Origin of the sequence: Flavobacterium sp. SOK18b (assembly GCF_014156605.1) — a bacterium.
Classification (GTDB): domain Bacteria; phylum Bacteroidota; class Bacteroidia; order Flavobacteriales; family Flavobacteriaceae; genus Flavobacterium; species Flavobacterium tiangeerense.
Genome location: NZ_QKNZ01000075.1, coordinates 1 through 26433, shown reverse-complemented (window position 1 = coordinate 26433; position 26433 = coordinate 1). Strand labels below are relative to the sequence as shown.

The 26433-nt window shown below is 34.3% G+C and carries 22 protein-coding genes; 7 read left to right on the top strand and 15 right to left on the bottom strand.

The features are described from left to right. Positions 1 to 447: OmpA family protein (locus tag DNC80_RS11495; RefSeq protein WP_182651350.1), on the top strand; the 447-nt coding region annotated here is incomplete at its 5' end. Positions 448 to 569: 122 nt separating this feature from the next. Here the strand turns inward: DNC80_RS11495 and DNC80_RS11490 are convergent. Then, positions 570 to 1229, bottom strand: a complete 660-nt coding sequence (locus DNC80_RS11490) for a hypothetical protein (RefSeq protein WP_182651349.1) — start codon at positions 1227 to 1229, stop codon at positions 570 to 572. Positions 1230 to 1555: 326 nt separating this feature from the next. On the opposite strand from DNC80_RS11490, the gene DNC80_RS11485 reads away from it, so the two are divergent. Further along, positions 1556 to 2830, top strand: a complete 1275-nt coding sequence (locus DNC80_RS11485; RefSeq protein WP_182651348.1) for a Y-family DNA polymerase — start codon at positions 1556 to 1558, stop codon at positions 2828 to 2830. Further along, positions 2821 to 3261: a LexA family transcriptional regulator gene (locus tag DNC80_RS11480; protein WP_144891147.1), complete on the top strand. Its 441-nt coding sequence runs from the start codon at positions 2821 to 2823 to the stop codon at positions 3259 to 3261. The genes DNC80_RS11485 and DNC80_RS11480 overlap by 10 nt, the downstream gene beginning before the upstream one ends. A gap of 81 nt (positions 3262 to 3342) precedes the next feature. Here the strand turns inward: DNC80_RS11480 and DNC80_RS11475 are convergent, their stop codons facing one another. The 5 genes from DNC80_RS11475 to DNC80_RS11455 all read right to left on the bottom strand — a co-directional run bounded on the left by DNC80_RS11475 (position 3343) and on the right by DNC80_RS11455 (position 10235). Continuing rightward, positions 3343 to 6510 carry an efflux RND transporter permease subunit gene (locus DNC80_RS11475; RefSeq protein ID WP_182651347.1) on the bottom strand — a complete coding sequence of 1056 codons (3168 nt, stop codon included), beginning with the start codon at positions 6508 to 6510 and terminating at the stop codon, positions 3343 to 3345. 43 nt (positions 6511 to 6553) lie between these two features. Beyond that, positions 6554 to 7621 (bottom strand): efflux RND transporter periplasmic adaptor subunit, encoded by a 1068-nt coding sequence (locus tag DNC80_RS11470; RefSeq protein ID WP_182651346.1) that lies wholly within the window; start codon positions 7619 to 7621, stop codon positions 6554 to 6556. A gap of 5 nt (positions 7622 to 7626) precedes the next feature. After that, a complete protein-coding gene (locus DNC80_RS11465) occupies positions 7627 to 8967 on the bottom strand; it encodes a TolC family protein (protein ID WP_182651345.1) in 1341 nt (446 codons plus the stop codon). A gap of 1 nt (position 8968) precedes the next feature. Then, positions 8969 to 9565 carry a TetR/AcrR family transcriptional regulator gene (locus DNC80_RS11460; RefSeq protein WP_182651344.1) on the bottom strand — a complete coding sequence of 199 codons (597 nt, stop codon included), beginning with the start codon at positions 9563 to 9565 and terminating at the stop codon, positions 8969 to 8971. 148 nt (positions 9566 to 9713) lie between these two features. Further along, positions 9714 to 10235 carry a YceI family protein gene (locus tag DNC80_RS11455; protein ID WP_144891157.1) on the bottom strand — a complete coding sequence of 174 codons (522 nt, stop codon included), beginning with the start codon at positions 10233 to 10235 and terminating at the stop codon, positions 9714 to 9716. Positions 10236 to 10505: 270 nt separating this feature from the next. On the opposite strand from DNC80_RS11455, the gene DNC80_RS11450 reads away from it, so the two are divergent. Both DNC80_RS11450 and DNC80_RS11445 read left to right on the top strand, forming a co-directional pair. Further along, positions 10506 to 11480: a polyprenyl synthetase family protein gene (locus DNC80_RS11450; RefSeq protein WP_182651343.1), complete on the top strand. Its 975-nt coding sequence runs from the start codon at positions 10506 to 10508 to the stop codon at positions 11478 to 11480. A gap of 115 nt (positions 11481 to 11595) precedes the next feature. After that, complete coding sequence (locus DNC80_RS11445) at positions 11596 to 11949, top strand: hypothetical protein (RefSeq protein ID WP_182651351.1); 354 nt, start codon at positions 11596 to 11598, stop codon at positions 11947 to 11949. Between the two features lie 27 nt (positions 11950 to 11976). Here the strand turns inward: DNC80_RS11445 and DNC80_RS11440 are convergent, their stop codons facing one another. After that, the gene (locus DNC80_RS11440) at positions 11977 to 12513 is read right to left on the bottom strand and encodes a hypothetical protein (protein WP_182651342.1); all 537 of its coding nucleotides are present in this window, start codon (positions 12511 to 12513) and stop codon (positions 11977 to 11979) included. A gap of 125 nt (positions 12514 to 12638) precedes the next feature. Here DNC80_RS11440 and DNC80_RS11435 point away from each other — a divergent pair, with 125 nt between their 5' ends. Further along, positions 12639 to 15410, top strand: a complete 2772-nt coding sequence (locus tag DNC80_RS11435) for a 2-oxoglutarate dehydrogenase E1 component (RefSeq protein ID WP_144891165.1) — start codon at positions 12639 to 12641, stop codon at positions 15408 to 15410. Positions 15411 to 15493: 83 nt separating this feature from the next. Continuing rightward, on the top strand, positions 15494 to 16729 hold the full coding sequence (gene odhB / locus DNC80_RS11430) for a 2-oxoglutarate dehydrogenase complex dihydrolipoyllysine-residue succinyltransferase (RefSeq protein WP_144891167.1): 1236 nt from the start codon (positions 15494 to 15496) through the stop codon (positions 16727 to 16729). A gap of 76 nt (positions 16730 to 16805) precedes the next feature. Here odhB and DNC80_RS11425 read toward each other — a convergent pair whose 3' ends face one another. From DNC80_RS11425 to DNC80_RS11390, 8 genes are all read right to left on the bottom strand, one after another. Further along, positions 16806 to 18317: a T9SS type A sorting domain-containing protein gene (locus DNC80_RS11425; protein WP_182651341.1), complete on the bottom strand. Its 1512-nt coding sequence runs from the start codon at positions 18315 to 18317 to the stop codon at positions 16806 to 16808. Between the two features lie 57 nt (positions 18318 to 18374). Continuing rightward, positions 18375 to 18815 carry a retropepsin-like aspartic protease gene (locus DNC80_RS11420; protein ID WP_182651340.1) on the bottom strand — a complete coding sequence of 147 codons (441 nt, stop codon included), beginning with the start codon at positions 18813 to 18815 and terminating at the stop codon, positions 18375 to 18377. A gap of 289 nt (positions 18816 to 19104) precedes the next feature. Then, complete coding sequence (locus DNC80_RS11415) at positions 19105 to 20151, bottom strand: WD40 repeat domain-containing protein (RefSeq protein ID WP_182651339.1); 1047 nt, start codon at positions 20149 to 20151, stop codon at positions 19105 to 19107. A 194-nt stretch (positions 20152 to 20345) separates the two neighbouring features. Then, on the bottom strand, positions 20346 to 20921 hold the full coding sequence (locus DNC80_RS11410) for a hypothetical protein (RefSeq protein WP_182651338.1): 576 nt from the start codon (positions 20919 to 20921) through the stop codon (positions 20346 to 20348). Positions 20922 to 21035: 114 nt separating this feature from the next. After that, a complete protein-coding gene (locus DNC80_RS11405) occupies positions 21036 to 21698 on the bottom strand; it encodes a hypothetical protein (protein ID WP_182651337.1) in 663 nt (220 codons plus the stop codon). A gap of 250 nt (positions 21699 to 21948) precedes the next feature. Continuing rightward, positions 21949 to 22800: a hypothetical protein gene (locus DNC80_RS11400; protein ID WP_220485238.1), complete on the bottom strand. Its 852-nt coding sequence runs from the start codon at positions 22798 to 22800 to the stop codon at positions 21949 to 21951. 112 nt (positions 22801 to 22912) lie between these two features. After that, positions 22913 to 25735, bottom strand: coding sequence for a histidine kinase (locus DNC80_RS11395; protein WP_182651335.1), 2823 nt, complete (start codon positions 25733 to 25735; stop codon positions 22913 to 22915). A gap of 3 nt (positions 25736 to 25738) precedes the next feature. Beyond that, positions 25739 to 26433: LytTR family DNA-binding domain-containing protein (locus DNC80_RS11390; RefSeq protein WP_182651334.1), on the bottom strand; the 695-nt coding region annotated here is incomplete at its 5' end.

Genomic DNA, 26433 nt, shown 5'->3' with positions numbered 1-26433 from the left:
GTATCTGGAGTAACACAAGGCCCATTAGCCTTAGAGCCAAGAAAAAAAGCTATTAATGTAGGTACAGATTTAGCTAAGACTTTGGATATTCCAATTCTTTATTTTGATTTAGACAAGTCATTTATTCGTAAGGATGCGGCATTTGAGCTAGAAAAAGTATTAGCAGTGATGCAACAGTACCCAAAGATGACTATCGACATTAGATCACACACTGATTGTAGACAAACTGTTGCTTACAACCAGGCGCTATCTGATAGAAGAGCTAAATCAACGAAAGCCTGGTTGATCAAAAACGGTATAGCTGCTAGTAGATTAACCGCCAAAGGATACGGCGAATCACAGCTTGTAAACGATTGTGGATGTGAACCTACGAACAAATCAAACTGTACGGAGGCACAACATCAAGCCAATAGAAGAAGTGAGTTTATTATTGTATCGATGCAGTAAATCTTCTCTAAACAACAAAAAATCAAAAAAGGCTATCCTTAACGGGATAGCCTTTTTTGTTACTTGATAAAATTATAAAAAACCATAGGATAATTTTTCCTATGGTTTTAGTTTATACAGTTTTAATTCTTTCTGTTGATTATTATAGGGGCATTGTTTGATTTTTGATCTTCAATTTTGTTTTTTGGATTAGTAGATCTGTAATAATAAGAATCCTCATCAGAAGAGTCTTGATTGTTGCCATAGCCTACAGAGTTTGAATTTTGACCATAGTAGTATGCTTTTCCTCCTTTTACAGTACCTATCATGTCTATAATTTGTCCTCTACGGTTGTAGATGATTTCTAATCCGCCCACACGCTCTAGAGCAAATCTATTGTAAGTCATATAAACAGATCCTATTCGCTTCACTCGGTCATTAGCATCGTAATTGATAAATACATTACCTACTTGTCTCACACGACCTAGATTGTCATGTTCAATTCTCACACCATAATTGATAGGACGATTTTTATTAGGTGTTCCATACGTTTTATTGACTCTACTGTTTGAGTTTGCTTTGTAATACATCTCACTGCGAGTTGTTGGTCTGGTATTAAAATCCAGTTGACCATCAGGAAATATATAAAAAGCAATGCCTCTTTCTATGAATTCTACAGGTTCGTCATTGTCAAAAAGAGAAGACGATTTTATAATTACAGAGAAATCTTTTTTCTCTGTTGCGTTGGCAACACTACCTCCAAATACGAAGATACTAGCAACTAAAAGGGTAATTTTTTTCATGATACTTCTATTTTGAATTTTGCCTACTCTTGAGCTTTTCGGCTTTCGCTTTAACTGTTTAGTTGAATAGGGATATTCAAGTAGTGTGCCAAAAAAAAGTAGCTGTGATCAAGAATTAGTATTTTAAATGCTGTTATCGTAGTTTTAGCATCATGTAAATTACAGTATATCAATGGTATATAGAATTAATATTAAACTAAAAATATTTTCAAAAGAGTGGTTATTTTTAATTTTTTAAGCAAATAGAATCAAACTACTTATCAACACTGCTTAAAATTAACTTCTGTTACGAACACGCTTCAACTGATATTGAGTAATTTTGTAGCATGTACGCACTAGTAGATTGTAACAATTTTTATGCCTCATGCGAACGTGTTTTTCAGCCGAAATTCAACGGTAAACCTGTTGCAATCTTGTCTAATAATGACGGTTGTGTCATTTCACGTAGTAATGAGGCGAAGGCGGTAGGAATAGGAATGGGAGCGCCCGCTTTTCAAATAAAAGAAATTGTAAAACAGCATGATGTGCAATTATTTTCTTCAAATTATGCCTTGTATGGTGATTTGAGCAATCGAGTAATGAAGATTCTGGAGCAGTTTACACCAAATGTAGAGATTTATAGTATTGATGAAGCTTTTTTAAACTTTGACGGATTGTCAATTGAGGACTATCACCAGTATGGAATTCAAATGAAGAACCGAGTGCACAAATGGGTTGGTATTCCGGTTTGCATTGGCTTTGCCGAAACCAAAGCATTATCAAAAGTAGCTAATAAGATTGCTAAGAAATTCCAAGATAGAACGCAAGGTGTGTACATTATTGATAGCGAAGAAAAACGAGTTAAAGCACTTAAATGGACTAAGATTGAAGATGTCTGGGGCATAGGACATCGACTGAATAAGAAAATGAAAACTAGAAATATAGCAACCGGTCTTGACTTTACCGCGCCACAACATGAGGCTTGGATAAAGAAAGAAATGGGTGTACTGGGAATGCGTTTAAAGTATGAACTAGAAGGTAAATCAGTATTAGATCTAGAGCCTATTGCTACCCAAAAAAAGAGTATTGCTACTACCAGAAGTTTTCCTAAACAAATTGCGGAGTTTGATTTATTACGAGAGCGTGTAGCTACTTTTGCGGCGCAATGTGCCGAGAAATTACGTAAGCAAAAATCATGTTGTCACACCATAATAGTCATGCTACTTGTAGACAAACACAGCATACAAACATCTAAATATTATTTTAATTGCGCTGTAACATTGCCTTATGGGTCTAATTCTACATTGACCATTGCTAATGCTGCGATAGCCTTACTTAAAAAACTTCATGCAGGTAATGAGCACTTAAAATTTAAAAAAGCAGGTGTAATTGTTACTGAACTTATTGATGAAAATAAAAAACAGTTTGATCTTTTTGAGGAAGAAAACCCCAAACACTTGCAACTAATGAAAGTAATTGATGGGTTGAATGCTAAAATAGGGGACAAGAAAATAAAACTAGCATCGCAGAATTTAAGTTTGACCTGGAATATGAAACAAAACCATTTGTCACCTAGATACACCACCAGTTTTAAAGATATACTTGAAATAAAATGCCAGTAAATAAAACATCCAAACTTACTTTTTACTTTCCTGATTTTGAAAGTGAATTGCGCATTCCTTTTATAAACGAAGGGGTTTCAGCAGGATTTCCATCGCCAGCTGCTGATTTTATGGAAATGAGTATCGATTTGAATAAGCAATTGAGTGAAAACCCGCTGGCTACTTTTTATATTAAGGTCAAAGGAAACTCTATGATTGATGCAGGTATTGATGACAAGGATGTTCTTGTAGTGGATAGAAGTCTAGAACCACAAAACAATAAAATAGCTATTTGTTTCATTGATGGAGAGTTTACCGTAAAGCGAATGAAGGTAGAAAAAGATTGTTTGTATCTCATGCCAGAAAATCCAGATTATCCACCCATAAAAGTCACTGAGGAAAACGAACTCATCATTTGGGGGATTGTAACCTACGTGATTAAAAAGCTGTAAGTCATTTAATTTAAACTTAATTTTAAAAAAAACGACCTGCATCTATTAAGAGCAGGTCGTTTGTTATGATGTGAGAAGGTGTTAGTGTTTTGGAGTAACTCCGTCCTCATTTAATTCTCTGTGTTCGTAATCAGCAATCATTTCAGCTTCATAATTTACTTTTTGACCTTTAGAGAATTTAGCAATTAATTTCTCCATGATTTCATAAATTACAGGAACAATAATCAAGGTTAGGAATAATGAACTTATTAATCCACCAATAATTACCCATGCCAATCCATTTTTCCATTCGGCACCAGCGCCAGATGCTAATGCAATTGGGAACATACCAAATACCATCGCAATGGTTGTCATCAAAATTGGACGAAGACGTGCGTGATTCGCTTGAATTAATGCGGTTCTTATGCTCTCACCCGCAGCTCTTCGCTGATTGGTATAATCCACAAGCATAATCGCATTTTTACAAACCAGACCAATTAACATAATCACCCCAAGAATAGTAAAAATATTCAACGTATTATTGGTCAAAGCCAAGGCTAATAATGCTCCAATAAACGAAAGCGGAATAGCAAACAATACCACAAATGGGTGTACAAAACTATCGTATAACGAAACCATTACAAGGTAAACCAAGATAATTGCAGCCAATAAAGCAATTCCTAAGGTTCCAAAACCTTCTGTTTCATTCTCTTTTTGTCCCCCCCAAATATAGTCTACACCAACTGGTTTCTCCAACTTGTCAATTTTCTCTTCCCATTGTGATACAATCGTTCCAGAAGAGATACCAACATTTTGACCTTTAACAGTTACAGACGCTGTTTTGTCTCTACGCTCCAATTGGCTTGGACCAGAACCTTCAGTTACCGTTGCAAATTGATTTAACTTGATTTGTTGACCCATATCATTGATGAATATCAAGTTGCTTACATCGGCAATACTTTTTCTATCGAAAGCATTATACTTAATATTGATGTCGTATTCGTATTCTCCAGCTCTAAAACGTCCGTCTGTGTTTCCACTAAAAGCAGTTTGCATAGTCATACCTACGGTTTGTAAACTCAAACCAAGTGCGGCCATTTTATCTCTGTCTACTTTTACGCTTACTTCAGGATTTCCGTCCTCTACTGATAATTCAATTTCTGTTGCACCTGGAATAGAACGCAATTCTTTTTCGGCAGCAATAGCAAATTTCATAGCACTTTCTACATCTGGACCTGTTACAATAAGTCCTAAAGTAGCATCTTCAGCTGTTCCTAAAATACCTACGGGAACCGTTTTTACTTTGGCACCCACTAGTAATTTTTCTAATTTACGTTTGGTTTTTGCAGCGTAAACATTTGCAGGTTCATCACGTTGGTCTAATTCAACCATTTTCACGTTAATTTCTGCTTTATAAGCAGTTGATTGTGAAGCCCCCATACCACCACTAGTTTGACCCACAATAGTAAATTGACTGTGGACAAAATCTTCTTTATCTAAAAAGGCTTCTGCTTTTTGTGTCATAAAGTTGGTTTGTTCTAGCGAGGCATCTTTTGGCATTTCGATTTGAACTAAAAACTCACCACTATCAGATGCTGCAAAGAATTCACCACCAATAAATCCTGCTGGTACCAATGCAATTGAGCTGAAGAATAAAACTAAAACAATGGCAAGTGTTGTTTTATAATGATCCAAAGACCATGTCAGTAATCCTGAGATCCAGTTGATGAAACGGGTTAAGTAACTTTCAAAACCAAGAATGATTCGTCCAAAAAGGTTTTTACCTGTAATATGTTCTAATTTTCCGTATCTAGATGATAACCAAGGAATAATAGTAAACGAAGCAACTAATGACAACAAAGTGGATATAATTACCGTGACACAAAATTGCGTAATAATATTAGAAACCAGACCAGAACTCAATGCAATTGGTAAAAATACAACCACAATTACAAGTGTAATCGATACTACAGTTCCACCAATTTCGGCTGTACCATCATAAGCAGCTCGAACTTTGTTTTTGCCCATTTCCATGTGCCTGTAAATATTCTCTAAAACCACAATGGCGTCATCCACAAGAATACCTACAACGAGAGACAATCCTAACAAACTCATTAAGTTCAAGGTGTAACCCATTAAGTAAATCCCAATAAAAGTGGCAATTAACGAAGCAGGAATAGATACCATTACAATCAAGGAGTTTCGAATACTGTGCAAGAAAAACAGCATTACAAAAGCCACTAAAAGAACGGCAATAAGCAAATCGTGCACAACGGCATCAGCAGCTTCAAGGGTAAAAATTGTACTGTCTTTGGCAATTTCTAGTTTTAAATCGGCAGCTTTATATTCGCCTTCCAGTTTCGCAATTGTTTTTACCAACTCTTCACTAACCGCAACCGCATTGGCATCAGATTGTTTGATGATTTGTAAAATAATCGCACTTTTCTGATTCACACGAGCTACTTTCTCTGTAATTTTTTGGGTATCTTGGACATCAGCAATATCGCCTAAACGAACTTGGATTCCGCCTCGTGAGGAAACAATTAAGTTTCTTAATTCTTCTACATTTTTATATTTTCCAGCTAAACGAATTAATATTTTTTGTTCTCTAGTTTGAATATTTCCTGTAGGGAAATCTAAGTTAGAAGATAAAATATTTTGTTGCACCTGAGGAATTGAGAGTCCGTAGGCTTGCATTTTTACGGCATCAAGGTTTACTTGAATTTCTCTTTCTTGTCCACCGGTAATATTTACTTGAGCTACTCCTGGCACACGAGAAAGTACCGGTGCAAGTTTCTTGTCTATTAAGTCGTAAAAAGCAACTTCGTCCATTTTTCCGTTGGCACCAATGGTCATAATTGGTAAATCGCTCAACGAAAACTTGTTTAATGAAGGCGCTTGCGCATCATCTGGTAAGTCATTGATGATGGCATTTATTTTACGCTGCGCATCATTCATAGAAATATTTACATCAGCATTAGATGTTAATGTTATCGAAACCGAAGATAAACTTTCAAAAGACTTAGAATCAATTTTTTTGATGTTTTCCAGAGATGAAATTGCGTCTTCAATTTTCTTGGTAACGGTATTTTCGACCTCACTAGGTGATGCTCCGGGATAAACCGTTGCAATCGAAATCACGTTGGTTTCAAATTTCGGGATCAACTCATAGCCTAATTGGCTGTAACTGAACAGTCCTCCTAATGTTAGAATCGTAAATAATACAATGACTAACGACGGACGTTTTATGGATATTTCTGCTAATTTCATACGTTTTTTTTCTTTATGGCTTTAAGACTTTCGACTTTAAGACTTATTTAATAACCTCCACTTTGCTTCCGTCTTGCAAATTGATTTGTCCGGTTACAATTACTTGCTCACCATCTTCAAGGCCGTTTAAGATCTCTACTTTATCGCCTAGAATTCTACCAGCAGTTACTTTTTTTAACTTGGCAGTTCCATTTTCAATTACAAATATTTGGTTACTACTCACACTACCTACAAAAGCATTTCTTGGAACAATTTTCAAAGCTTGTTTTTGTTGGTTTGATGCAAAAGCAGCGGTACCGTACATTCCTGCTTTTAGGTCTTTGTTAGCGTTGTTTGTAATTTCTATTTCAACAGGGAAGTTTAAAGTTTCATCCGCTTTTGCAGCAATGAAAGTTATTTTTCCTGAAAAAGTTTTGTCTGGATATACACTGGCAACTACAGTAGTAGCAGTTCCTACTCTTAATCCAGCTACTTGACTTTCGTTTACGTTAACTTTCAATTTTAACTTCGATACGTTTACAATATCAAATAATTGTGTTGCAGGCATTCCAGTAATGATAGAACCTACTTCAATGTGTTTTTTATTGATAAACCCACTTATTGGTGCCTTGATTCTAGTATCCCCTACGTTAATGTTAGCTTGAGTCAATTGTGACTTAGCATTTACCATTTGTAATTTGGCTTGGTCTAGTTGTTGCTTGGTTACACCACCGGTTTTAAATGCATTTTCAAATCGGTTGTAATCAGCAACAGCGTTTTGATAAATGGCATTTGCGTTTTGAGCATTTACATTCACCACATCACTACGCACAATAGCAAGAGTTTGTCCTACGCTTACGTAGTCACCTTCTTTGGCCAATATTTTGGTTATTTTACCTGACTTTTCTGCTGAAAATTTTAATTCTTGAACTGGTTCAAAATTTCCGTTAGAAACAAAGTCAAGAGAAACTTCTTCTGTTTTAACCACATCAGTTCTCACGGATATCGTTGCATTTTTCTCAGCTACAATCGCAGTTTTAGCTTCGTTCTCTTTTTTGTTATTGGTAAGTACGTAAGCAATAATTCCTAGAGAGGCAGCAATTACAACTACGGTTATGATAATTTTTTTCATTTTGATTATTTATTGGTTAATGTTTTTAGTTCTCCTTTTGCTTTAATTAATTGTATTTCGGCTAATTTATATTCTAATAGCGCTGTAGTGTAATTGTTTTGGGCAACAACAAGTTCACTTTCTGCTTCAAGTAGATCCGTTAATGATGCTAGGCCTTGAGTATAGTTGTTGTTAGTATTGGTCAAGACTTCTTGCGCTAGTTTCGCGTTTTCTTTTTGATTGTTGATGGACACAATGCTATTCTCGATTTGTGTTCTAGCGTTGGTATATTGTAAATCCAATGCCAGTTTCGTTTCTTCCAAATCTACTTTTATAGAAGCAAGTTTGTTATCAGCTTGGCTTACTCTTGATTTTGTTCCAAATCCTGAAAAGATTGGGATGCGTAAATTTAAGCCTACCGAAGCAAAATCAGACCAGTACACTCCATCTGATGGTTTCTTGAACCAAGGCATCTCTGGACCTTGACCAATGAAGTTATATCCTCCAGTAAGTGATAAACTTGGGTAATAGGCAGCCTCTATAGATTTTTTTTGGTACTCCAATAATTGTTCGTTCTTTTTAAGCAATAAATATTCGGTTCTTGTTGTTGTATCTGGAGTCAGTGAAAGAGCATTTGGAGTAATTTCGAATTCCGTTTCTGGAATAGAAATGCGAGTATCCATTGGTAAACCCATAAAAAATTTCAGTGCATTTTCTTGCAGTGTAACGGCATTTATGGTTTGCTGACGTAGCGTATTGATGTTAGATATACGAACTAAAGTTCTGTCTAAGTCAATTTTTTTAGCCAATCCGTTATCGTATTGTCCTTTTATGATGTCCTTAACTTTTGTGGTGTTTTTAAGGTTGTTGTCTAGTACCGTTAAGTTTTGGCGTGTTACGTAAACTTGGTAGTACGCATTGGCTACACGCTCTATAACTTGCTCTTCGGTTAATTGTGCGTTTATTTGGTAAAACTCACGAGTTGATTTTGCCGCCTTCAAACCTACAAATACAGCTTGGTCGTATAAGGCTTGATTAAGGGAAACTCCTGCAGTTGAGCTCCATTTTTGACCAAAAGCAGCTTGAATTGTAGTTCCAGGTTGACCGAATCCAGCTCCGTCAATTACGGTAGTTTGTAAAATTGGGTTGTAATTTAAGCTACCATTTGCTGCAATTTGAGGCAAAGCCCTTGAACGAACTTCTTGAATTTCGTATTCTCCTTTTTCTACTTGTAATCTTGCCTTTTTTGCATCGGCTTTATTCTCCAATGCGTATACGATTGCGTCTTGTAATGTAAGGCTTTTTATTTCTTGTGCATTGATGCTTAAAGAAAGCAGCACGGTCATTAGTATAATTGTTTTTCTCATTTTATAAGCTTGATTTGATTAAATTTTTTTCTAATTCTAGTATGCCCTTTTCTGTTGCCATTGCTCTAGTATGGTATTGTAGTGCTTCCATTTCAAGCGCAAAGGCTTCTCGTTCTGACCTAATATTTTCGTTAATCGAAAAAATTAACATGTAATAAAACTTGACATATGCATCTACATTTAGGTCTTTGCGGTATAAACCTTGGGCTATTCCTTTTTCAATATTTTTCCTAAAACAGGACTCGCACATTTCTACTTGGTCGGATAACACTTTTTGGTACACCTCAGGGTAGTGCTTTTTTAATTGGTAAACTGGTGAAGTATCAGTAGACTTAAACATGTTTTCAAACATCCGTCTGATTTCAAAATTCTCTTCAATGGCATTAAAATCTTGAGAGGTTATCGTGTTTATGATCGTGTTTACTTCAGTATGAATTACTTGAACACTTTCTTCTATGAGTAACTCTTTATTAGCAAAATACTTGTAAATTGTTTTTTTTGAAATACACATTTCGCCTGCAATATCATCCATAGTGATACTCTTGAAACCCAGTTTCAAAAACATTTCCTTAGCTTTAGATATGATTTTCTCTTTCATTTTAATTGTGCAATTATAGTTGGTTTTTTGGAGCTAATAGACGCTCAACGTCTGTTTAAATTCTATGCAAAGATACAGCGGAAACTTTAGAAACTAAATAAGTTTCCGTTTTATTAGTAATTATTTAACGTTAGCTTTTCATAATTGGCTATACTGTAAATTCTAGATTGGCAATTAACTTAATATCCTGACCTAGAGCAAGTCCGCTTGCTTGTTGAAATGAATTTTGCGTCAAGCCAAAATCTTTGCGATTGATATTTGCTGTGATTTCAAAAGCAGCTTTTTTGTTGCCATTGTAAGCGTTAATTCCAATAAATTCTGCGTCAAGTTCTACTGATTTGGTGATATTTTTAATGGTTAGATTTCCTTTTAAGAAATTGATATTAGGAGTAACTTTTTCAAATGAAGTAGATTTAAAGCTAATCAATGGATATTCCTTTACATTAAAGAAATCATTCATCTTTAAGTGATTGTCTATTTGTTCTAATGTAGCGTCTCTGCTATTTACATCTAGTGAAAAAGCGATTGATGCATCGGCTATTTCATTATTATCTATGTCAATATGACCGTCAAATTCATTGATGCTGCCCGCTAAATACGCAATGATAGAGTGTCTCATTTTAATAAGAACATCAGATTGATTCGAGTCAATGGTCCAAGTGGTTTTCATAAGGATTTGAATATGTTAAATTAGAAAAGAAAGCAACAATGTTTTCAATTGGGAAAGTAGATAACTGAAGCAGTCAATTTCGAGTGCAAATGTAAGACGGAAACTTTAAATACCAAATAAGTTTCCTGAGTATTTAGATTTATTTAACGTTTGAGTAACTTTAACATTTTAGCTAGTTTGAAGTTTTTTGAGTTTCTTTGCGGATATAAAGTTCAAAAGTTGGGATATTTTGTATTCCTTTTTTAATTTTAAACGCTAAACAAAACAACAATGCACAATATCGTTCAATATCAAGAGTTCCTTTCTGCTTATTTGCAATCTCAATATGAAACCAAAGAACCAAGGAATTTATATGAGCCTATTCATTATATTTTAGATTTAGGTGGTAAAAGAATGCGTCCGGTGCTTACTTTGATGAGTGCTGAGATTTTTGATGCCGATTATAAAAAAGCACTTCCAGCAGCTTTAGCAGTGGAGGTTTTTCATAATTTCTCTCTGGTGCATGATGATATTATGGATGATGCTCCTTTGCGTAGAGGTCATGAAACGGTGCATGAAAAATGGAATATCAATACTGGTATCTTGTCTGGTGATGCAATGTTAATTCTTGCCTATCAGTATTTTGAGCAATACGAGCCGTTGATTTTTAGAGATTTAGCCAAGTTATTTAGCAAAACAGCTCTTGAAGTTTGCGAAGGGCAACAATGGGATGTTGATTTTGAAGATCGTACAGATGTTACCATTCCTGAATATTTAAAAATGATTCAGTATAAAACAGCTGTTTTAGTGGCAGCAGCCATGAAAATGGGAGCAATTATTGCCGAAACTTCAGCTGAAAATGCAAATTTAATTTATGATTTTGGTCTTAATTTAGGATTGGCTTTCCAATTGCAAGATGACTTTTTAGACGCTTTTGGAAACCCAGAAACCTTTGGAAAACAAGTTGGCGGAGATATCATTGAAAACAAAAAAACCTATTTATATCTTAAAGCAGTTGCATTTTCAAATGAAAAAGAAGCGCAGGAATTGAAAAGTTTATTTTCGATTCAGCCTGAAGATAATACCGATAAAATTGAACGAGTTAAAGCCCTTTTTAATAGTTCTGGTGCGTCCAAAGCTACTCAGGATGCTATTCAAGAATTTACGTTTAAGGCATTCCAAACGCTGGACAAAATGAATATCAGTATCGAGAAAAAGGAAATGCTGAGAGCTTTTGGTGAAAACCTGATGGGTAGAAAGGTTTAAAAAACCAACGGCAATAGCGAATCAAAATTTAAAAATACTTTTGAAAAATTGACTTTAAGTTTGGTTGTCTAGGATTAATACTGATTTTAAAATTGACATTGAAATTTTTAAATATATGTTTGTAGCGCCTAAAAACACCGATTTACTACTTTCTGAAGCAGAAGGAGATAACTTGTATTTAAAGTTAATTGAACAAATGAATAAGGATTTCAATTTAGCAAATGAAGCGGTTGATTTTCCTTTGAGTATTTCTCCTAATGAATTAAAGCTGGAATTGCATGAAAAAATCTACAGACTCATTCAATACAAATTTGCTGAATACCTCAATTTACTTTATATAATTGATGTATCAGAAGATGAAATCAAAAAACTAGATGGATCTGATTTGGTAATTCTAGCTGAACAAGTTGCTTTCTTAATTCTAAAAAGAGAATGGCAAAAAGTATGGTTTAAAAACAAATACAAGTAAAGCCCTCACAGCAACTGTTTAAGAAAACTAAAAATACAACCTTACAAAAGGCATAAAACGGTTTCCGTAAATATTGTTTTCATCACCTAGCACATTATACCGAACTCCAATAGTTGCAAATCCAGAGCGATAACCCGCTCCCAAGAATAGACCCGTGTTCCAGAAACTTTGAGAATTACTGTTAGATCCGTCTAAATTAACGTTTACTCTGAGTTGTTCTAATTCTGCCGATAATTGAATTTCCGGTAAAGGATTTAAAAGCCCAATAACACTCCCGCCATACAAGTGTGAGGCAAAGCTATTTTGTTGTTTTAAGTATTTATACTGCAAGCCAAGTCCTATAGAACCATATTCATTTACATTATAAATGGCGCTGGGTGCCAAAGAAATATCTGTAAATCCCGATCCGAAGCCAAGACCTATTCCGCCGCCAAATTGTACTTTATCCCAAAATTGTGGCTCTTTTGGAGTAGATGTATTGTCTTGCTGTGCCTTAACTTCATTTAAAAAAAACAAGGCAAATAATACAAAAAGGTTTCTAAAACGATTGAAAAAACATTTCATAGCTATAAGTTTTTAGTTTTTTAACAATATTCAACGTAAAAGTATCTTAAAATAAATTATAAATTTATTGTATTATCGTACTTTTGCCAAACTATTTTAACAAAAAAGTATATTCACTACATATTATGGATAGGTTTTCATTTTTAAACGCAGCACACACCGAATTTTTTGCACAGTTATACGATCAATATTTAGAGAATCCAGATAGCGTTGAGCCAAGTTGGAGAAGTTTTTTTCAAGGTTTTGACTTTGGGATGACGACTTACAATGAGGAAAATCCAGTAGCACAATTGGCAAATTTTGCCTCGACCAATACTGATGTAAGTCTGGTTTCTGATAAACTCCAAAAAGAATTTAATGTTCTTAAGCTAATCGATGGGTATCGTACACGAGGACATTTGTTTACAAAAACAAATCCTGTTAGAGCAAGACGTACCGTATCTCCTACACTTGATATTGTTAATTTTGGTTTGTCATCATCAGATTTGAATACTGTTTTTGATGCTGCAAAAGCGATAAATATCCAACCGTGTACACTTCAAGAAATTATTACACATTTAGATACAATATATTGTCAGCACATCGGTATTGAGTATATGTATATTCGTAAACCTGAAGTGGTAGAGTGGATCCAGAAAAAACTTGGGGTAAATGATAATCAACCTAAGTTTTCTAACGATGAGAAAAAAGCAATTTTAAATAAACTGAATCAAGCAGTGTCTTTTGAAAACTTTTTGCATACCAAATATGTGGGACAAAAACGTTTTTCATTAGAAGGTGGTGAGTCAATCATACCAGCACTTGATGCGCTTATTGAGAAAGCAGCAGAGAAAGGTGTAGAGCAATTTGTAATGGGGATGGCCCACCGTGGTCGTCTTAATGTTTTGGCTAATATTTTTGGTAAATCAACCCAAGATATTTTTGGTGAATTTGATGGTAAAGATTATGATCAGGAGTATTTTGATGGAGATGTAAAATACCATTTAGGTTTAACGGCTGATAAAGTAACAAGTACTGGCAAAAAAATAAACATTAATTTGGCGCCAAATCCTTCACACCTTGAGACCGTAGGAGCAGTTATTGAAGGTATTACGCGTGCCAAACAAGATAAATATTTCCCAGACGATTTCTCTAAAGTTTTGCCTATTGCAGTTCATGGTGATGCTGCCATTGCAGGTCAAGGAATTTTGTATGAAATTGTTCAAATGGCGCAACTTGATGGGTATAAAACAGGCGGAACCATTCACATTGTGATCAACAACCAAGTAGGTTTTACTACAAACTATCTTGATGCCCGTTCTTCTACATATTGTACCGATGTTGCAAAGGTTACACTCTCACCAGTATTGCATGTAAATGCCGATGATGCTGAGTCTGTAGTACACGCTATGCAGTTTGCATTAGATTTCCGTATGCAATTTGGGTGTGATGTATTTATTGATTTATTAGGATATAGAAAATACGGTCATAATGAAGGTGACGAACCTCGTTTTACACAACCCGTTTTATATAAAATTATTGCCAAGCACAAGAATCCAAGAGATTTGTATACTGAAAAGTTACTTTCTGAAGGTGTTATAAACGCTGATTTAGTTAAAACTTTAGAGAAAGAATACAAAGACGATCTGGATCAAAACTTAGAGGCTTCCCGTAAAAAAGATTTAACAATCATCACTCCGTTCATGCAAAACGAATGGGATGGATTCAAGCAGGTGTCAAATGATGTGATGCTTCAAAAAGTAGATACCAAGGTTGATAAAGCAACTTTAGACTCTATTATTTCAACCGTATCAAGTTTACCAACAGACAAAAAATTCCTTAATAAAATTACAAAAATTGTTACCGATAGAAAAACTGTCTATGATAACAATACTATTGACTGGGGAACTGCAGAAACTCTTGCTTATGGATCATTATTAACAGAAGGTTATGATGTTCGAATTTCAGGACAAGATGTTGAGCGTGGTACTTTTTCACACCGTCACGCAGTAGTAAAAGTTGAGGACTCAGAGGAAGAAGTAGTTTTATTGGATCACATCCAAAACAAAAAAGGAAAATTTCGTATTTTCAATTCATTACTTTCAGAGTACGGTGTACTTGGTTTTGATTATGGGTATGCACTAGCAAATCCAAATGCACTTACCATTTGGGAAGCACAATTTGGGGATTTCTCCAATGGAGCTCAAATCATGATTGACCAATACATTTCATGTGGCGAAGACAAATGGAACAACCAGAACGGTATTGTTTTATTGTTGCCTCATGGTTATGAAGGGCAAGGAGCAGAGCACTCATCGGCAAGAATGGAACGTTATTTACAACTTTGCGCACGTCACAACATGTACGTTGCCGATTGTACTACGCCAGCCAACTTTTTTCACTTGTTGAGAAGACAAATGAAAACCAATTTCCGTAAGCCGCTAGTTGTGTTTTCACCAAAAAGTTTATTGCGTGATCCAAGATGTGTTTCTACAGTTGAAGAGTTAGCCAATGGAGAATTTCAAGAAACTATAGATGACGCTACAGTAAACAAAGCTGAGGTAAAAACCCTAGTATTCTGTACAGGTAAATTTTACTATGATATTGTAGCCGAAAGAACCAACAACGGTCGTAATGACGTTGCAGTAGTTCGTGTGGAGCAATTGTTTCCACTGCCAGTTGAACAATTGAAAGCAATCATTGCACAGTATCCAAATGCAGATGATTATGTTTGGGCGCAAGAAGAGCCAAAAAACATGGGAGCTTATAGTTATATGCTAATGAACTTTGATTTGGTAAAATGGAGATTAGCATCTCTAAAAGCCTATGCAGCACCAGCAGCAGGAAGTTACACTAGAGCAAAAAGACGTCACGCTGATGCAATTAGAATGGTATTTGACAAAAATTTATTTAGATAAAAAATAGTTTAAAGTTTAAGGTTTAAAGCTACTTTTGGGTGACTTTGAACTTTAAACAATTCACACCTTAAACAATAACAAAGATGATTTTAGAAATGAAAGTCCCTTCGCCAGGGGAATCTATAAAAGAAGTTGAAATTGCAACTTGGTTAGTAAAAGATGGAGATTATGTAGAAAAAGATCAAGCAATTGCTGAAGTTGATTCAGACAAAGCAACACTTGAATTGCCAGCTGAAGCTAGCGGAATCATTACATTAAAAGCAGAAGAAGGTGATGCTGTAGCAGTAGGAGCAGTAGTTTGTTTGATTGATACAAGTGCTGCAAAACCATCAGGCGATGCACCAGCTGCAGCAGTTGATCCCGAGACTTCGGGACCAAAAGCAGTTGTAGAAACTGTAGCTCCAAAAGCGGCACCAGTGGCACAAACACCACCATCAGCAGCTGAAGGACATGCATCTCCAGCAGCAAGAAAAATATTAGACGAAAAAAATATAGCGCCAACTACTGTCTCTGGTACAGGTAAAGGCGGAAGAATTACAAAAGAAGATGCTGTAAATGCAGTGCCATCAATGGGAACTCCTACTGGAGGATCTAGAGGTACAGAGCGTACAAAGTTATCAATGTTGCGTCGTAAAGTGGCTGAAAGATTAGTTGCTGCTAAAAACGAAACAGCCATGTTGACTACTTTTAATGAAGTAAACATGACACCGATCAACTTGATTCGTAATGAATATAAAGACGCTTTCAAAGCTAAACATGGTGGGGTAGGATTAGGTTACATGTCATTTTTTACAAAAGCAGTAACAAGAGCATTACAATTATATCCAGACGTTAACTCTATGATGGATGGCGATCATAAAATAGCTTTCGATTTTTGCGATATTTCAATTGCAGTTTCAGGACCAAAAGGATTAATGGTTCCTGTGGTTCGTAATGCAGAGAACTTGACTTTCCGTGGAGTTGAAGCTGATATTAAAAGATTAGCAATCAAAGCGCGTGATGGTCAAATTACAGTAGATGATATGACTGGTGGAACATTTACAATCACTAATGGTGGTGTATTTGGTTCTATGTTGTCAACTCCAATTATCAACCCACCACAATCAGGGATTCTAGGAATGCACAACATTATTGAGCGTCCAATTGCTGTAAATGGTAAAGTTGAAATTCACCCAATGATGTATGTGGCACTTTCTTATGACCACAGAATTATTGATGGTCGTGAGTCTGTTGGTTTCTTAGTAGCAGTAAAAGAAGCTTTAGAAAACCCAATGGAATTATTGATGGATAACAATCCTAAAAAAGCATTGGAATTGTAATTACAAAGAATACAATTTTTCGAAATAAAAGAAAAACCCGACTTGTACTCAAGTCGGGTTTTTTGATGGTGTATATTTACTTAGTTTTTATAATTTTTACTGTTTTTTTAACTCCATCTGATGTTACTTTTAAAAAATAAATACCTGCAGAGAAATTAGATAAATCAATTTCAGCACTCAGACTATTAGGTTTCTGGGTTAAAATTGTTTCTCCTTTGATAGAAATAAATGTTACTTCATCAATAACAGCATCATTTGAAATTGAAATAACGTTTTTCACGGGATTTGGATAAAAAGAAAAGTTTTTGAATGCCAATTCATCTATACCCAACGTGCTAGATTTTACAGTTACCGCTAGTCTTTGCACGCTTTCAATTCCGTTTATCGTTTGTGATGCATAATAAGTGGTTCCATCCACAATAACAGTGGTTAATGGCAAAGGAACTTGGCTTGTTTTATTTGTTTTTCCAGCCAATGGATTCTGATTCAAATACCATTTAATATTTTGACCTTCAACGACAAGATCTGCCAATGTTTGACCGGCCTTGAATTCTATGGTCAATTTGGGTTGTCCATTTATCAGTGGAGATGGCGTATTTACAACAATTGGATTTTGGGTTATACATCCATTATTATCTCTTATAGTAACTACGTAATTTCCTGGAACTAGATTATTAAAGGTATTATTAACTTGGAAAACCTGTCCATTATCTAATGAATATGAATAAGGAGGTACCCCGCCTGATGCAGTTACTGTTACAGATTGATTGCTGCTCACAGTTGTGGCTGTTAAAGCAAGAGGTTCGGTTATGGTTGCTGTTGCAGTAGCCATGCAATTACTAGAATCTGTTACGGTGATAACGTGTGTTCCAGCTGATAAGCCTGTAAATACAGTACTGGCCTGGCTAGGTCCGTTATTTAATGAATACTTGTAAGGTATAGTACCTCCGGCTGTAATGACGGTAATAGAGCCATCCGCATTACCGCTACAATTTACGGATGTACTAGTAGCAGTAATTACAATAGGAGTTGGTTGAGCAATTGTTACTACAGTATTAACTATATTTAAGCAACCAATGGCATCTTTTACGTCGAAAGAGTAGCTGCCTGGAATTAAGTTATTAAAAACATTATTTGGTGTAAATACACTTCCATTTTTAGAATACGTGTATGGAGGCGTGCCTCCTGTCGCACTAACGGTCACAGAGCCATTGTTTATGCAATCTATTTGTTTAATGATCGCAGTAGGAATAAGAGCGGTGTTTACTATCAAATTAAAATAATTTGTGGTAATGTTGCCAAGGTTATTAATTCTTGCATAAATAGTTTGAGAAGTCACGCCGTTAACTGGAGCAGCTGTAATGGTAAAACTGGTAGGGTTAGAGATTGTATTGGTGCCACTTAATGCATCTGCGGCTGCAAGATGATACGTTACCGTAGTTTGAGTAGGGTTTAAATTCCCAATCAGTAAAGAGTAGTTTTGTGTTAAATTAAAAATTTTAGTGCCTGCACAATTAGTCAAATTAGCAACTTGAGCGTAAAAACTCAACGACGTGAATAAAAAAAAGGAAAGTAAAATTTTCTTCATAATTGAGTAGGTATTAGAAGTATTATAAAAAAGTAGTTATCCAATTTTTTAAACACATTATTTTAACAAATATAAGCAATTGTTAAAGTAGTCAATGATTCCTTTTCCTTTCATCAAGATATCAGCACCTATTATTCCGTGAACGGGTTTGGCTTTGTGGGCCAATAAAGCCGTATTTACGTGTGATAAATCAAAAATTACGAGGTTGAAATGGTTGTCTTTCCATGTACCTAATTGGAGTTTGTTTTTCAAAGCCAGTTGGGTTTCCATGCCTGTGGCACCGGCACCAGAGGCCTTGGTTTCTGAACTCTTAGGTTGTAATTGAAATGTTGATACACTTTCAAAACCAATGCAGCTGTTTGATGCGCCAGTGTCTAGGATAAAGTTTCCCTTAACCCCATTGATTTTTGCTTTGATCAAAAGGTGTTGCGTTTTTGTAATCTTAAATTTTATTTTTTTGTATTTTTCTTTTTTAAGAGTATTGTGGAGATTCTTCATCTAGGCTAAATTTATTTCAGTCATTTTTTCTGTTTTACAAAGATACATGGAGTTGTTGAAGGAATTGTAAGGATCTTTTTCTTAAGGACAAATTTATGAATAAATTTTATTAAAGGTCTGACATCAATTTTCACCAATTTAGTTTTTGGAAATTGGAATCAAAAAGGTTGAATTAAGTATTTGATTTGGTAATACTTTTATGCTTGAAGAAAATTTTAGAAACAAAAAAAGTGACAAATAAATTGTCACTTTTAAATTAAATCAAAATTTAATGTTTAGCCTTGTTTCTCTAGTTCGTTTTCCACAGATTTATAGCGCCATAAGTACTACTAGCTACAACGGTTTGGTCATCAGGACTAAAGCAAACTGATTTTACATAGTTTTTATGGCCAACTAGTATTTTTAAAAGTTTACCTGTAGAGATTTCCCATATTTTCACCGAATGATCAAAATTTCCTGTGACTAATTTTAGCCCGTCGTGGCTTATGGCTAAACAATCTATACTTTGACCATCTATAATAGTATGAATAAGTGTGCCATCGTTAGCGTTCCACATTTTAATAATTCCTTGATAGGGCTCTTTGTTAAATCCACCAGTAATTATTGTCTTGCCATCAGAGGTGAACGAAGCATCTGTAGCATATTCTACGTCTTTTTGATAATTATGAATGTCAAAATTGCGTATTTTAGTTCCGCTGTTTGTATCCCAAAGTGAAATTTCTTGATTGTCAGCAACCGTAATAAGAGATTGATTATCAGGACTAAATTCAAGAGAAATTATAGGGCTTGTTCTGGATATTGGTATTAAAATTTCCTTGCTTGAATTTGTATCACAGATTGATATTGATCCATAAGTGCCCAATGCTATTAAATTTCCATTGGGACTAAATGCAAGAGAATAAATACCTGCAGTTTTTTGACTTACTCTTTTCATTACTTTCCCTAGAGCAATATCCCAAAGTTTTGGTAATGAACTTTTTTGACCAGAGATAAACGTTTTCCCATCTGGACTGTAAGCAACTCCAGTTACTGGATAAACCACACCTGAACTTACTTTTTCTGCAGGAAAATTATTAATTTCTTTCCTTGTTGCAATATCCCAAAAGCGGATGGTCCCGTCATCGCCAGACGAAAGTATTTGTTTTCCATCAGGGCTCACACAAACGGTATTAATGGTGAAAGCATTATTGGTAGAAAGCGTTGCAAAAGGACTTATTTGAGGTGCAATTATTACTTTTGAAATAATTGCTTTTTTGACTGTTTTAGTCTTTTTCTTCTGTGCCTGAATTTGGGTTACTCCAAATAACAAAAGGAATAGAACGAGAGTTTTTTTCATGGTTTCTTGTAAATTAGTAAAACGGATTCGCTAAATGAACCCGTTTTAGAATTAATAAATTATTTGCTACTATTTTACAATCTCAATAGCTCCAATAGTTATATCTGGTTTTGGTATTGCACCATTTACCATTCGAGCATTACTTGTTCCTAAAGGAAATGATTGAGTTTGTCTTAACCATACACCACAACATTTTACATAATGGGTAATTTTAAAACAGCTATTATTTGGAATCCCTCCATAAAAAAGCTGTAAGGTGGTGTAGTACCAGCAGTTGCTCCTGTACCAATTAGTGATAAGGCACCAGCACTTGTAACATGTGTTCCTGCCAGAACAGAACCATTAACAATGTTATTTAATAAAATTGGAGCAGCAGGAATAATACAATTTGGATAAGAACCATTGTAATCAATACTCCAGTAATGCTCGGTACCTGTAGTAGTAGTTGGCACTGCACTAATATTAAATAGTCCATTAGGCATTTGTACTATTGATGTTAAAAATGATGGAGAACAATTCTGTGGAGCAAGTGCCGTAATTATTTTGGTGCTTGTATATCGTTTTTTCCCGCAACTAATAGTTAGACTCAATGTGTATGATCCTGCAGGTATTGAATTGAAAGTAATGTTAGTTGTGCCTTGACCACTAAATGGTAAGGAAGGCGAAACTGCCCATGTTGTGGTGGCTCCAGGACAATTTGAAGTAGAATATTGTGCTGATGTACCACATTCTACTTTTTCTAAACCTGCTATTTGAGGTTTTGTTGGCAAATTATAGGCTTTGTCACAACAGAAACAATCTTTAGGAGTATTGCTATCCCATGTTCCTTCTTCGTCTTTTGGGTTTCCATTATCTACAATTTGACCGTCAGCAGTTTTGCATTGTCAACAAAAATTATCAAAATTTATTATTTCGGATGGATCACCATTGTAGTCTGTTCCCAAGGCAAAACCGGTTACATTCTGTATGAGATTGTCCCAAGCAGTACAAGCAGCAGCCCCGGTAAGCTTTCCGGTTTCATTAACAATTTCCCATTGTCCGAAAGAGTTGGATGGTAGTTGACCTCCTGAGGAAAGGCCTATTGGTAATGACCATGTCTTCCATGTACCATTTCCAATTACAGGAAATGAAGGATTGGGAATCAGCCAAGCTCTTAAATAATGAGTTCCAAAAGATACCCCAGAACCTGTACTAACAATTGGTGAACCTTGATATAAAAATCCAATTGGTGCTCTTGCTGTAGGCATACCAGCAGATACATTATATTGAGCCATATAGTTATAACTTAGGCATTGTCCAAAACCTTTAGTTATCCAGTTTCCTGAAAAATCAATATAATTTATTACGAAAGATGGACCGCTTCCGTCTTGAAGTTTTAAGTAATTTTTATGTTGTAAGTCAGCTCCTTTTGTAACGGTTGAGTAAAATGGTATCCAATTGTTAAAATTGTAATTTCCTTCATGGTCAATACATGTTTGCGCTTGCAAACTTTGCCCTAAAAAAAGAATAATTATAATTATTTTTAATTTTTCTGTAATGTTTCTCATAATGATTTGAGTGTTGTTTAGTTGACAGTGAAATAATTTTTGGTATTGATTCTGGCATGAATTATAAATTTGTTGTGAAATACATTTTTTTAGACTAACCGCACACTTTCTTTCCGCTGTTCGTAGCTATTATTTTATATTCTTGGAAACAACAAATGCATGACAATTAAAATAGAGTCGATATTTTTTTATAATTCCTCTTTTGATAGATAGAGTTGTTAAATTATATTCTTGATATTATACATCATTATTACTTGCCACCAAAACCAAACATTACTCCAAAATTAAGTCCTAAAGCACTGTATTTTGCATCACTTGAAGTGGTAGTGTATGTGCCTGCGTCCATTTGTGGAACGCTGAAAACGGTTTGAGTATCTGAATCCCTTTTAGGCTCAAAGGTATTAGTGTTTTTTTTCGCAGTCTGTCCCATTAAATAATTTACTTCGGTCCAAACTCCAACGGTGTTACTAATCATGTAAGTAAGTCTAGCTCTCGGTATAAAACCAACTCCAGAAATTTTACTTTCGTTTTGCGAAACTAAAACATAACTCTTGTTATAATCAGCCACTGCACCTCCGCTAATCAGGGTGGTTTGTGTCGCTTTGGTTTCGATTTGTTTTGTACCCAAAAAACCAAGTTGAAAAATAGGACTAAATACAAAATGATTAGCAAAATGAATATTAAATTGTGGTCCAACTCCAATAAAATAGCCTGAATTTTTGCTGTCGCCAGAGGATGTGACCGTACTCGAAATTTGATTACTAATTAAATAAGGTTGCGGCAAAGAACTTTCAAATGGATTAGTATTTCCATTAAAATATTGACCGCCTATATTAAACCCAATCGAAAATCCTGGTTTGCGGAGGATCGTTTGAGAATAATTTAATGTTATTCCTGTTGTTTTCCCATAAAGTCGTTGGTTGCTGTTTGTATTAGTATTACTAAAACCTCCACCAAGATAAATTACTTTGTATTGACAACAGCCATGTTGATGTGTGTGCGATTTAACCCCTTGATCTTTAATGCCCTTAGCTGTTTCTTGTGCTTGTATTGTTTGTATGAGTAGTGTCATTACAAATAGCAGTTTGAAGCTTGTTTTCATAGTTTTATGGTTTTTTATATGAAATAAAACTATGGTAAATAGGATAAACAAACCAAAACCATTTAGGCAACGGTAGGTTTCATTTAGGCAACGGTAAAAAAAAGTATTTCTATTATAGAATTGTTACTATAAGTATCACTTTGTGACCTTTACGAATGCCATTAGGAAAGGCATCTTGTTGTATAATTGAGAATGTTTTTTCGGGGTAGGACCTTTGTAAAATCTCCATTCTTTCCATAATAATTAATATCCCTTTTGAAACATGGCTTACATTATTTGGCTTGGTGTGGATCATCCCAAAACCGTTATCAATAACTTCGATGGTTAACACACCTTTTTTTAAGTAAAAATTTATATCGATCTTTCCGTCATTTTCCTTTAAATGAGAGATACCGTGAAGAATGGCATTCTCTATAAAAGGTTGCACAATCATATTTGGTATTTTAGTTTGATATGTATCAATTTGCTGGTCAATATTGAAATCAAAATCAAAATTATTGAAACGTACTTTTTCTAGTTCTAAATAAATTTTTAATCGTGTGATTTCGTCCTCTAAACTAATAAAAGGTTCTGATGCGTGAGATAAAAACAACCGAACTAGTCGCGCCAGTTTTCCTAAATACTCACTACTTTTTTCTTTTTGATTACTATTTACAAAATATTGTATTGCATTAAGGGAGTTAAATACAAAATGTGGATTCATCATTGCCGAAAGAGCACTTTGACGCAATTCTGCGACTTTATTATTAGTGCTAATTTCTTGCTGTTTATTGCGCTTGATCTTTGCAATTTGATAGCGATAAATAAAATACATGAGCCCCAAAACGAGCACATTTGCTACAAGAATAAACCACCATTTCAGATAGAAAGGAAAAGCTCTATAGATTTGAATTTTAGTGGTAGCCCAATCTGAATTGACGTCCTTTACCCGAAAAATCAGAGTGTTTTGCCCATACGAAAGCGATTGAAAATCAACGGTCGTACTTTGTGAATTTGCCCATGCCGTGGTGTTTATTTTATATTGAATTATTTGATTTTTAGGCGAATTATAATTTTGAATTACCAGTTTTATCTTGACTAAGTTTTCATCAGTAGGTATTTCTAATTTCTTAACTTTTGATTCATAATAAAACACATCAAATATTGGTTTGTCTGATTTTTTTTGAAGTAACACGTTGTTTATTTTTCCTAACCCGTCTTTTGTGGCAACTAATAATTCATTCTTGAAAAGGGCTACATTGTATACATCGTTGTTGGGCAAAAAATTGTATTTATTTAAAACCTGATTTCCATTTGCACTTATTTTAAACAAGCCATTATTAGCACATAAATAAACATCCTCACCAATAGGTTTTATTTTATGAATTACATCGATATTCATATTATTGATTTGGGTAATCCTATCTACAATTTTTTCATTGTAAACCTTGTAAATACTATTGTTTGCAGCAATCCACATGGTGTCTTTGATAAAAATAAAATCTTCGATGTATCCTTTGATTTTAAATTTTAAATTCCGTTTTACAGAAATAAAATTGTCATCAAAAGTTCTTATATTTATTTTTTCGGAATTGTTAAAATAGTACTCATCTTGGTACAAAATAATTTGTTTTATTTTCTCTTTTTTTTGAATTTTTGAACTGATGGATTTGTAATCAAATTTCCCTTTTAGTGAAATGTTTATGGATGAATTTCCTGCAAAAACATAATGCTTATCTTGTTCATTTTTTAAAAGTAGTTTACCAGTAACTTTTAATAACTGTAATTTTTTATCCCAATGTATGGGCTCTTTTAGGGGTAGGTATAAAATGGGGACATTATTATAGTTGCCAATTTTAATTTCTAAGGATGAGTTTTCTAACAGATTTAATGTTTCATTTTTATAGGAATACAATCTAAATTTTGAAGAAACAAACAATGATTTTTTATCTCTTGAATGGGCAAATCCGTTAAAATAATTTTCTTTGTTTTTAAATCGAAAAGTTTTTATTAAAGTATTTGGAATGCAAAAAAGCCCATTTTCATTGGTCGCAATCCATATTTTTCCTTTTCTGTCGCAATACAAAAAATTAATATTTTCAGTTGTGTTAAGCCCTAAATTCTCACTAATGGAGTTCCAGTTGTTGTTATTTAAAATGAAAAGTCCTTTACTCTGAATGCTTAACCAGCAATTGTTTTGAGGATCTACAATAAAGTCATTTTTGTAAATTGGGTTTACAGAAAGAGATTGTGGCAGTTTTATCTTTTTTACTAGTACACCCTTAAAATCTATCAAAAAAAGAAAATTTTCATCCAGAACCCATACATCGCTTTTTGTAAAAACTACTTTATGTATAAATTTAACTTCATTAGGTATTGGTACTTTGTATTTTTTGTAAATCAAATGATTATCTAAAACTTGAATTTCTTTCTTGTTCTGAACTAAGATGGGAGGCGCTATTTTTTTTGAAATTTTAGAATTTTTAGCTCTTGAAATCCTCCAGTCACTTTTGCTTACTTCGCTGTACGCGTAACATTTATTAGTATATCTATTTTGTAAAGTGTAAAGAAAAAATTTGTCCTCTGTCTCTATAATTTGGGTAAAGTATTCTGAAAATACACTTGTGTTTTGAATCTTTTTATTCTCATATTTTTGAAGTTTTGCGCCATAATTAATAAGCCAAACAACTCCTTTTTGGTCAACTGAAACCCAAACAATATAAGGGTTTATTAACCCGTCTTTGACGTTCAAAGTTTTGAAATTATTTCCGTTAAAGAAAGTCAAACCATTGTCCGTTCCTAAAATAATCTCTCCTTTTTTATTTTCGGTGATACAATAAATAGAATTGGTTGGCAAACCATCATCAGTAGTGAAATGGTTGAATTTATATTGAATTTGAGCATAGGAAAATGATGAAAAAATGGTTGCAAATATTATTAAAAATACACTTTTCATTAATTATTTTTTTAAAAAATCATTTAGTGTTTTGTAATTTCTTCTCGAAACAGGTAATTGTGTTCCTTCATTTAATTCCAGAAAATAAGCTTCTTTTGATACTGTTTTAGATACAAATTTTAGATTCACAATAAATGACTTGTGAATTCTAAAAAAGTCATTTTTCAAAATGCTTTCAAAATGCTTTAGGGTTTTAGCAACTGTTAGTTTTCTTTTTTTTGTTAGATATATAGTCGTGATGTTATCGAAACCTTTTAGATATAAGATTTCGTCAAAATCTAAAATAGATTTTCCGCCTTCGTAAGTTAGTGTTAGTTTATTCGCGATGTCAGGTTTATATATTTCAGATACTTTAGCAATAGCAATCCTTAATTCCGAAATAAGTATGGGTTTCAAAATATAATCTAAGGCTCCAACACGAATGGCATTTATCGCAAAGTCTTCGTGTGCGGTGACAAATATTACCTGAAAGTTTCTCACAGGAAAATGAGCTAACAAATCGAATCCATTCTCTATCGGCATTGATATGTCTAAAAATAGTAATTGAATAGGATTGTTGTCTAAAAATAATTTTGCATCCTCAGCAGTTTGAAATAATCCTAGAATTTGTATTTCTGGGAAATTTTCAATCAAGATAATTTCTAAATTTTTTAGATTTAGGATTTCGTCATCAACAAGTATAGTTTTTATTCGTGTCA

Coding starts and splice junctions, on each gene's coding strand:
- DNC80_RS11475 (WP_182651347.1), bottom strand. CDS start 6,510: ATGAAATTAGCAGAAATATCCATAAAACGTCCGTCGTTAGTCATTGTA.
- DNC80_RS11415 (WP_182651339.1), bottom strand. CDS start 20,151: ATGAAAAAAACTCTCGTTCTATTCCTTTTGTTATTTGGAGTAACCCAA.
- DNC80_RS11490 (WP_182651349.1), bottom strand. CDS start 1,229: ATGAAAAAAATTACCCTTTTAGTTGCTAGTATCTTCGTATTTGGAGGT.
- DNC80_RS11460 (WP_182651344.1), bottom strand. CDS start 9,565: ATGAAAGAGAAAATCATATCTAAAGCTAAGGAAATGTTTTTGAAACTG.
- DNC80_RS11395 (WP_182651335.1), bottom strand. CDS start 25,735: ATGAAAAGTGTATTTTTAATAATATTTGCAACCATTTTTTCATCATTT.
- DNC80_RS11405 (WP_182651337.1), bottom strand. CDS start 21,698: ATGAGAAACATTACAGAAAAATTAAAAATAATTATAATTATTCTTTTT.
- DNC80_RS11480 (WP_144891147.1), top strand. CDS start 2,821: ATGCCAGTAAATAAAACATCCAAACTTACTTTTTACTTTCCTGATTTT.
- DNC80_RS11445 (WP_182651351.1), top strand. CDS start 11,596: ATGTTTGTAGCGCCTAAAAACACCGATTTACTACTTTCTGAAGCAGAA.
- DNC80_RS11435 (WP_144891165.1), top strand. CDS start 12,639: ATGGATAGGTTTTCATTTTTAAACGCAGCACACACCGAATTTTTTGCA.
- DNC80_RS11470 (WP_182651346.1), bottom strand. CDS start 7,621: ATGAAAAAAATTATCATAACCGTAGTTGTAATTGCTGCCTCTCTAGGA.
- odhB (WP_144891167.1), top strand. CDS start 15,494: ATGATTTTAGAAATGAAAGTCCCTTCGCCAGGGGAATCTATAAAAGAA.
- DNC80_RS11400 (WP_220485238.1), bottom strand. CDS start 22,800: ATGAAAACAAGCTTCAAACTGCTATTTGTAATGACACTACTCATACAA.
- DNC80_RS11420 (WP_182651340.1), bottom strand. CDS start 18,815: ATGAAGAATCTCCACAATACTCTTAAAAAAGAAAAATACAAAAAAATA.
- DNC80_RS11465 (WP_182651345.1), bottom strand. CDS start 8,967: ATGAGAAAAACAATTATACTAATGACCGTGCTGCTTTCTTTAAGCATC.
- DNC80_RS11450 (WP_182651343.1), top strand. CDS start 10,506: ATGCACAATATCGTTCAATATCAAGAGTTCCTTTCTGCTTATTTGCAA.
- DNC80_RS11485 (WP_182651348.1), top strand. CDS start 1,556: ATGTACGCACTAGTAGATTGTAACAATTTTTATGCCTCATGCGAACGT.
- DNC80_RS11425 (WP_182651341.1), bottom strand. CDS start 18,317: ATGAAGAAAATTTTACTTTCCTTTTTTTTATTCACGTCGTTGAGTTTT.
- DNC80_RS11455 (WP_144891157.1), bottom strand. CDS start 10,235: ATGAAAACCACTTGGACCATTGACTCGAATCAATCTGATGTTCTTATT.
- DNC80_RS11440 (WP_182651342.1), bottom strand. CDS start 12,513: ATGAAATGTTTTTTCAATCGTTTTAGAAACCTTTTTGTATTATTTGCC.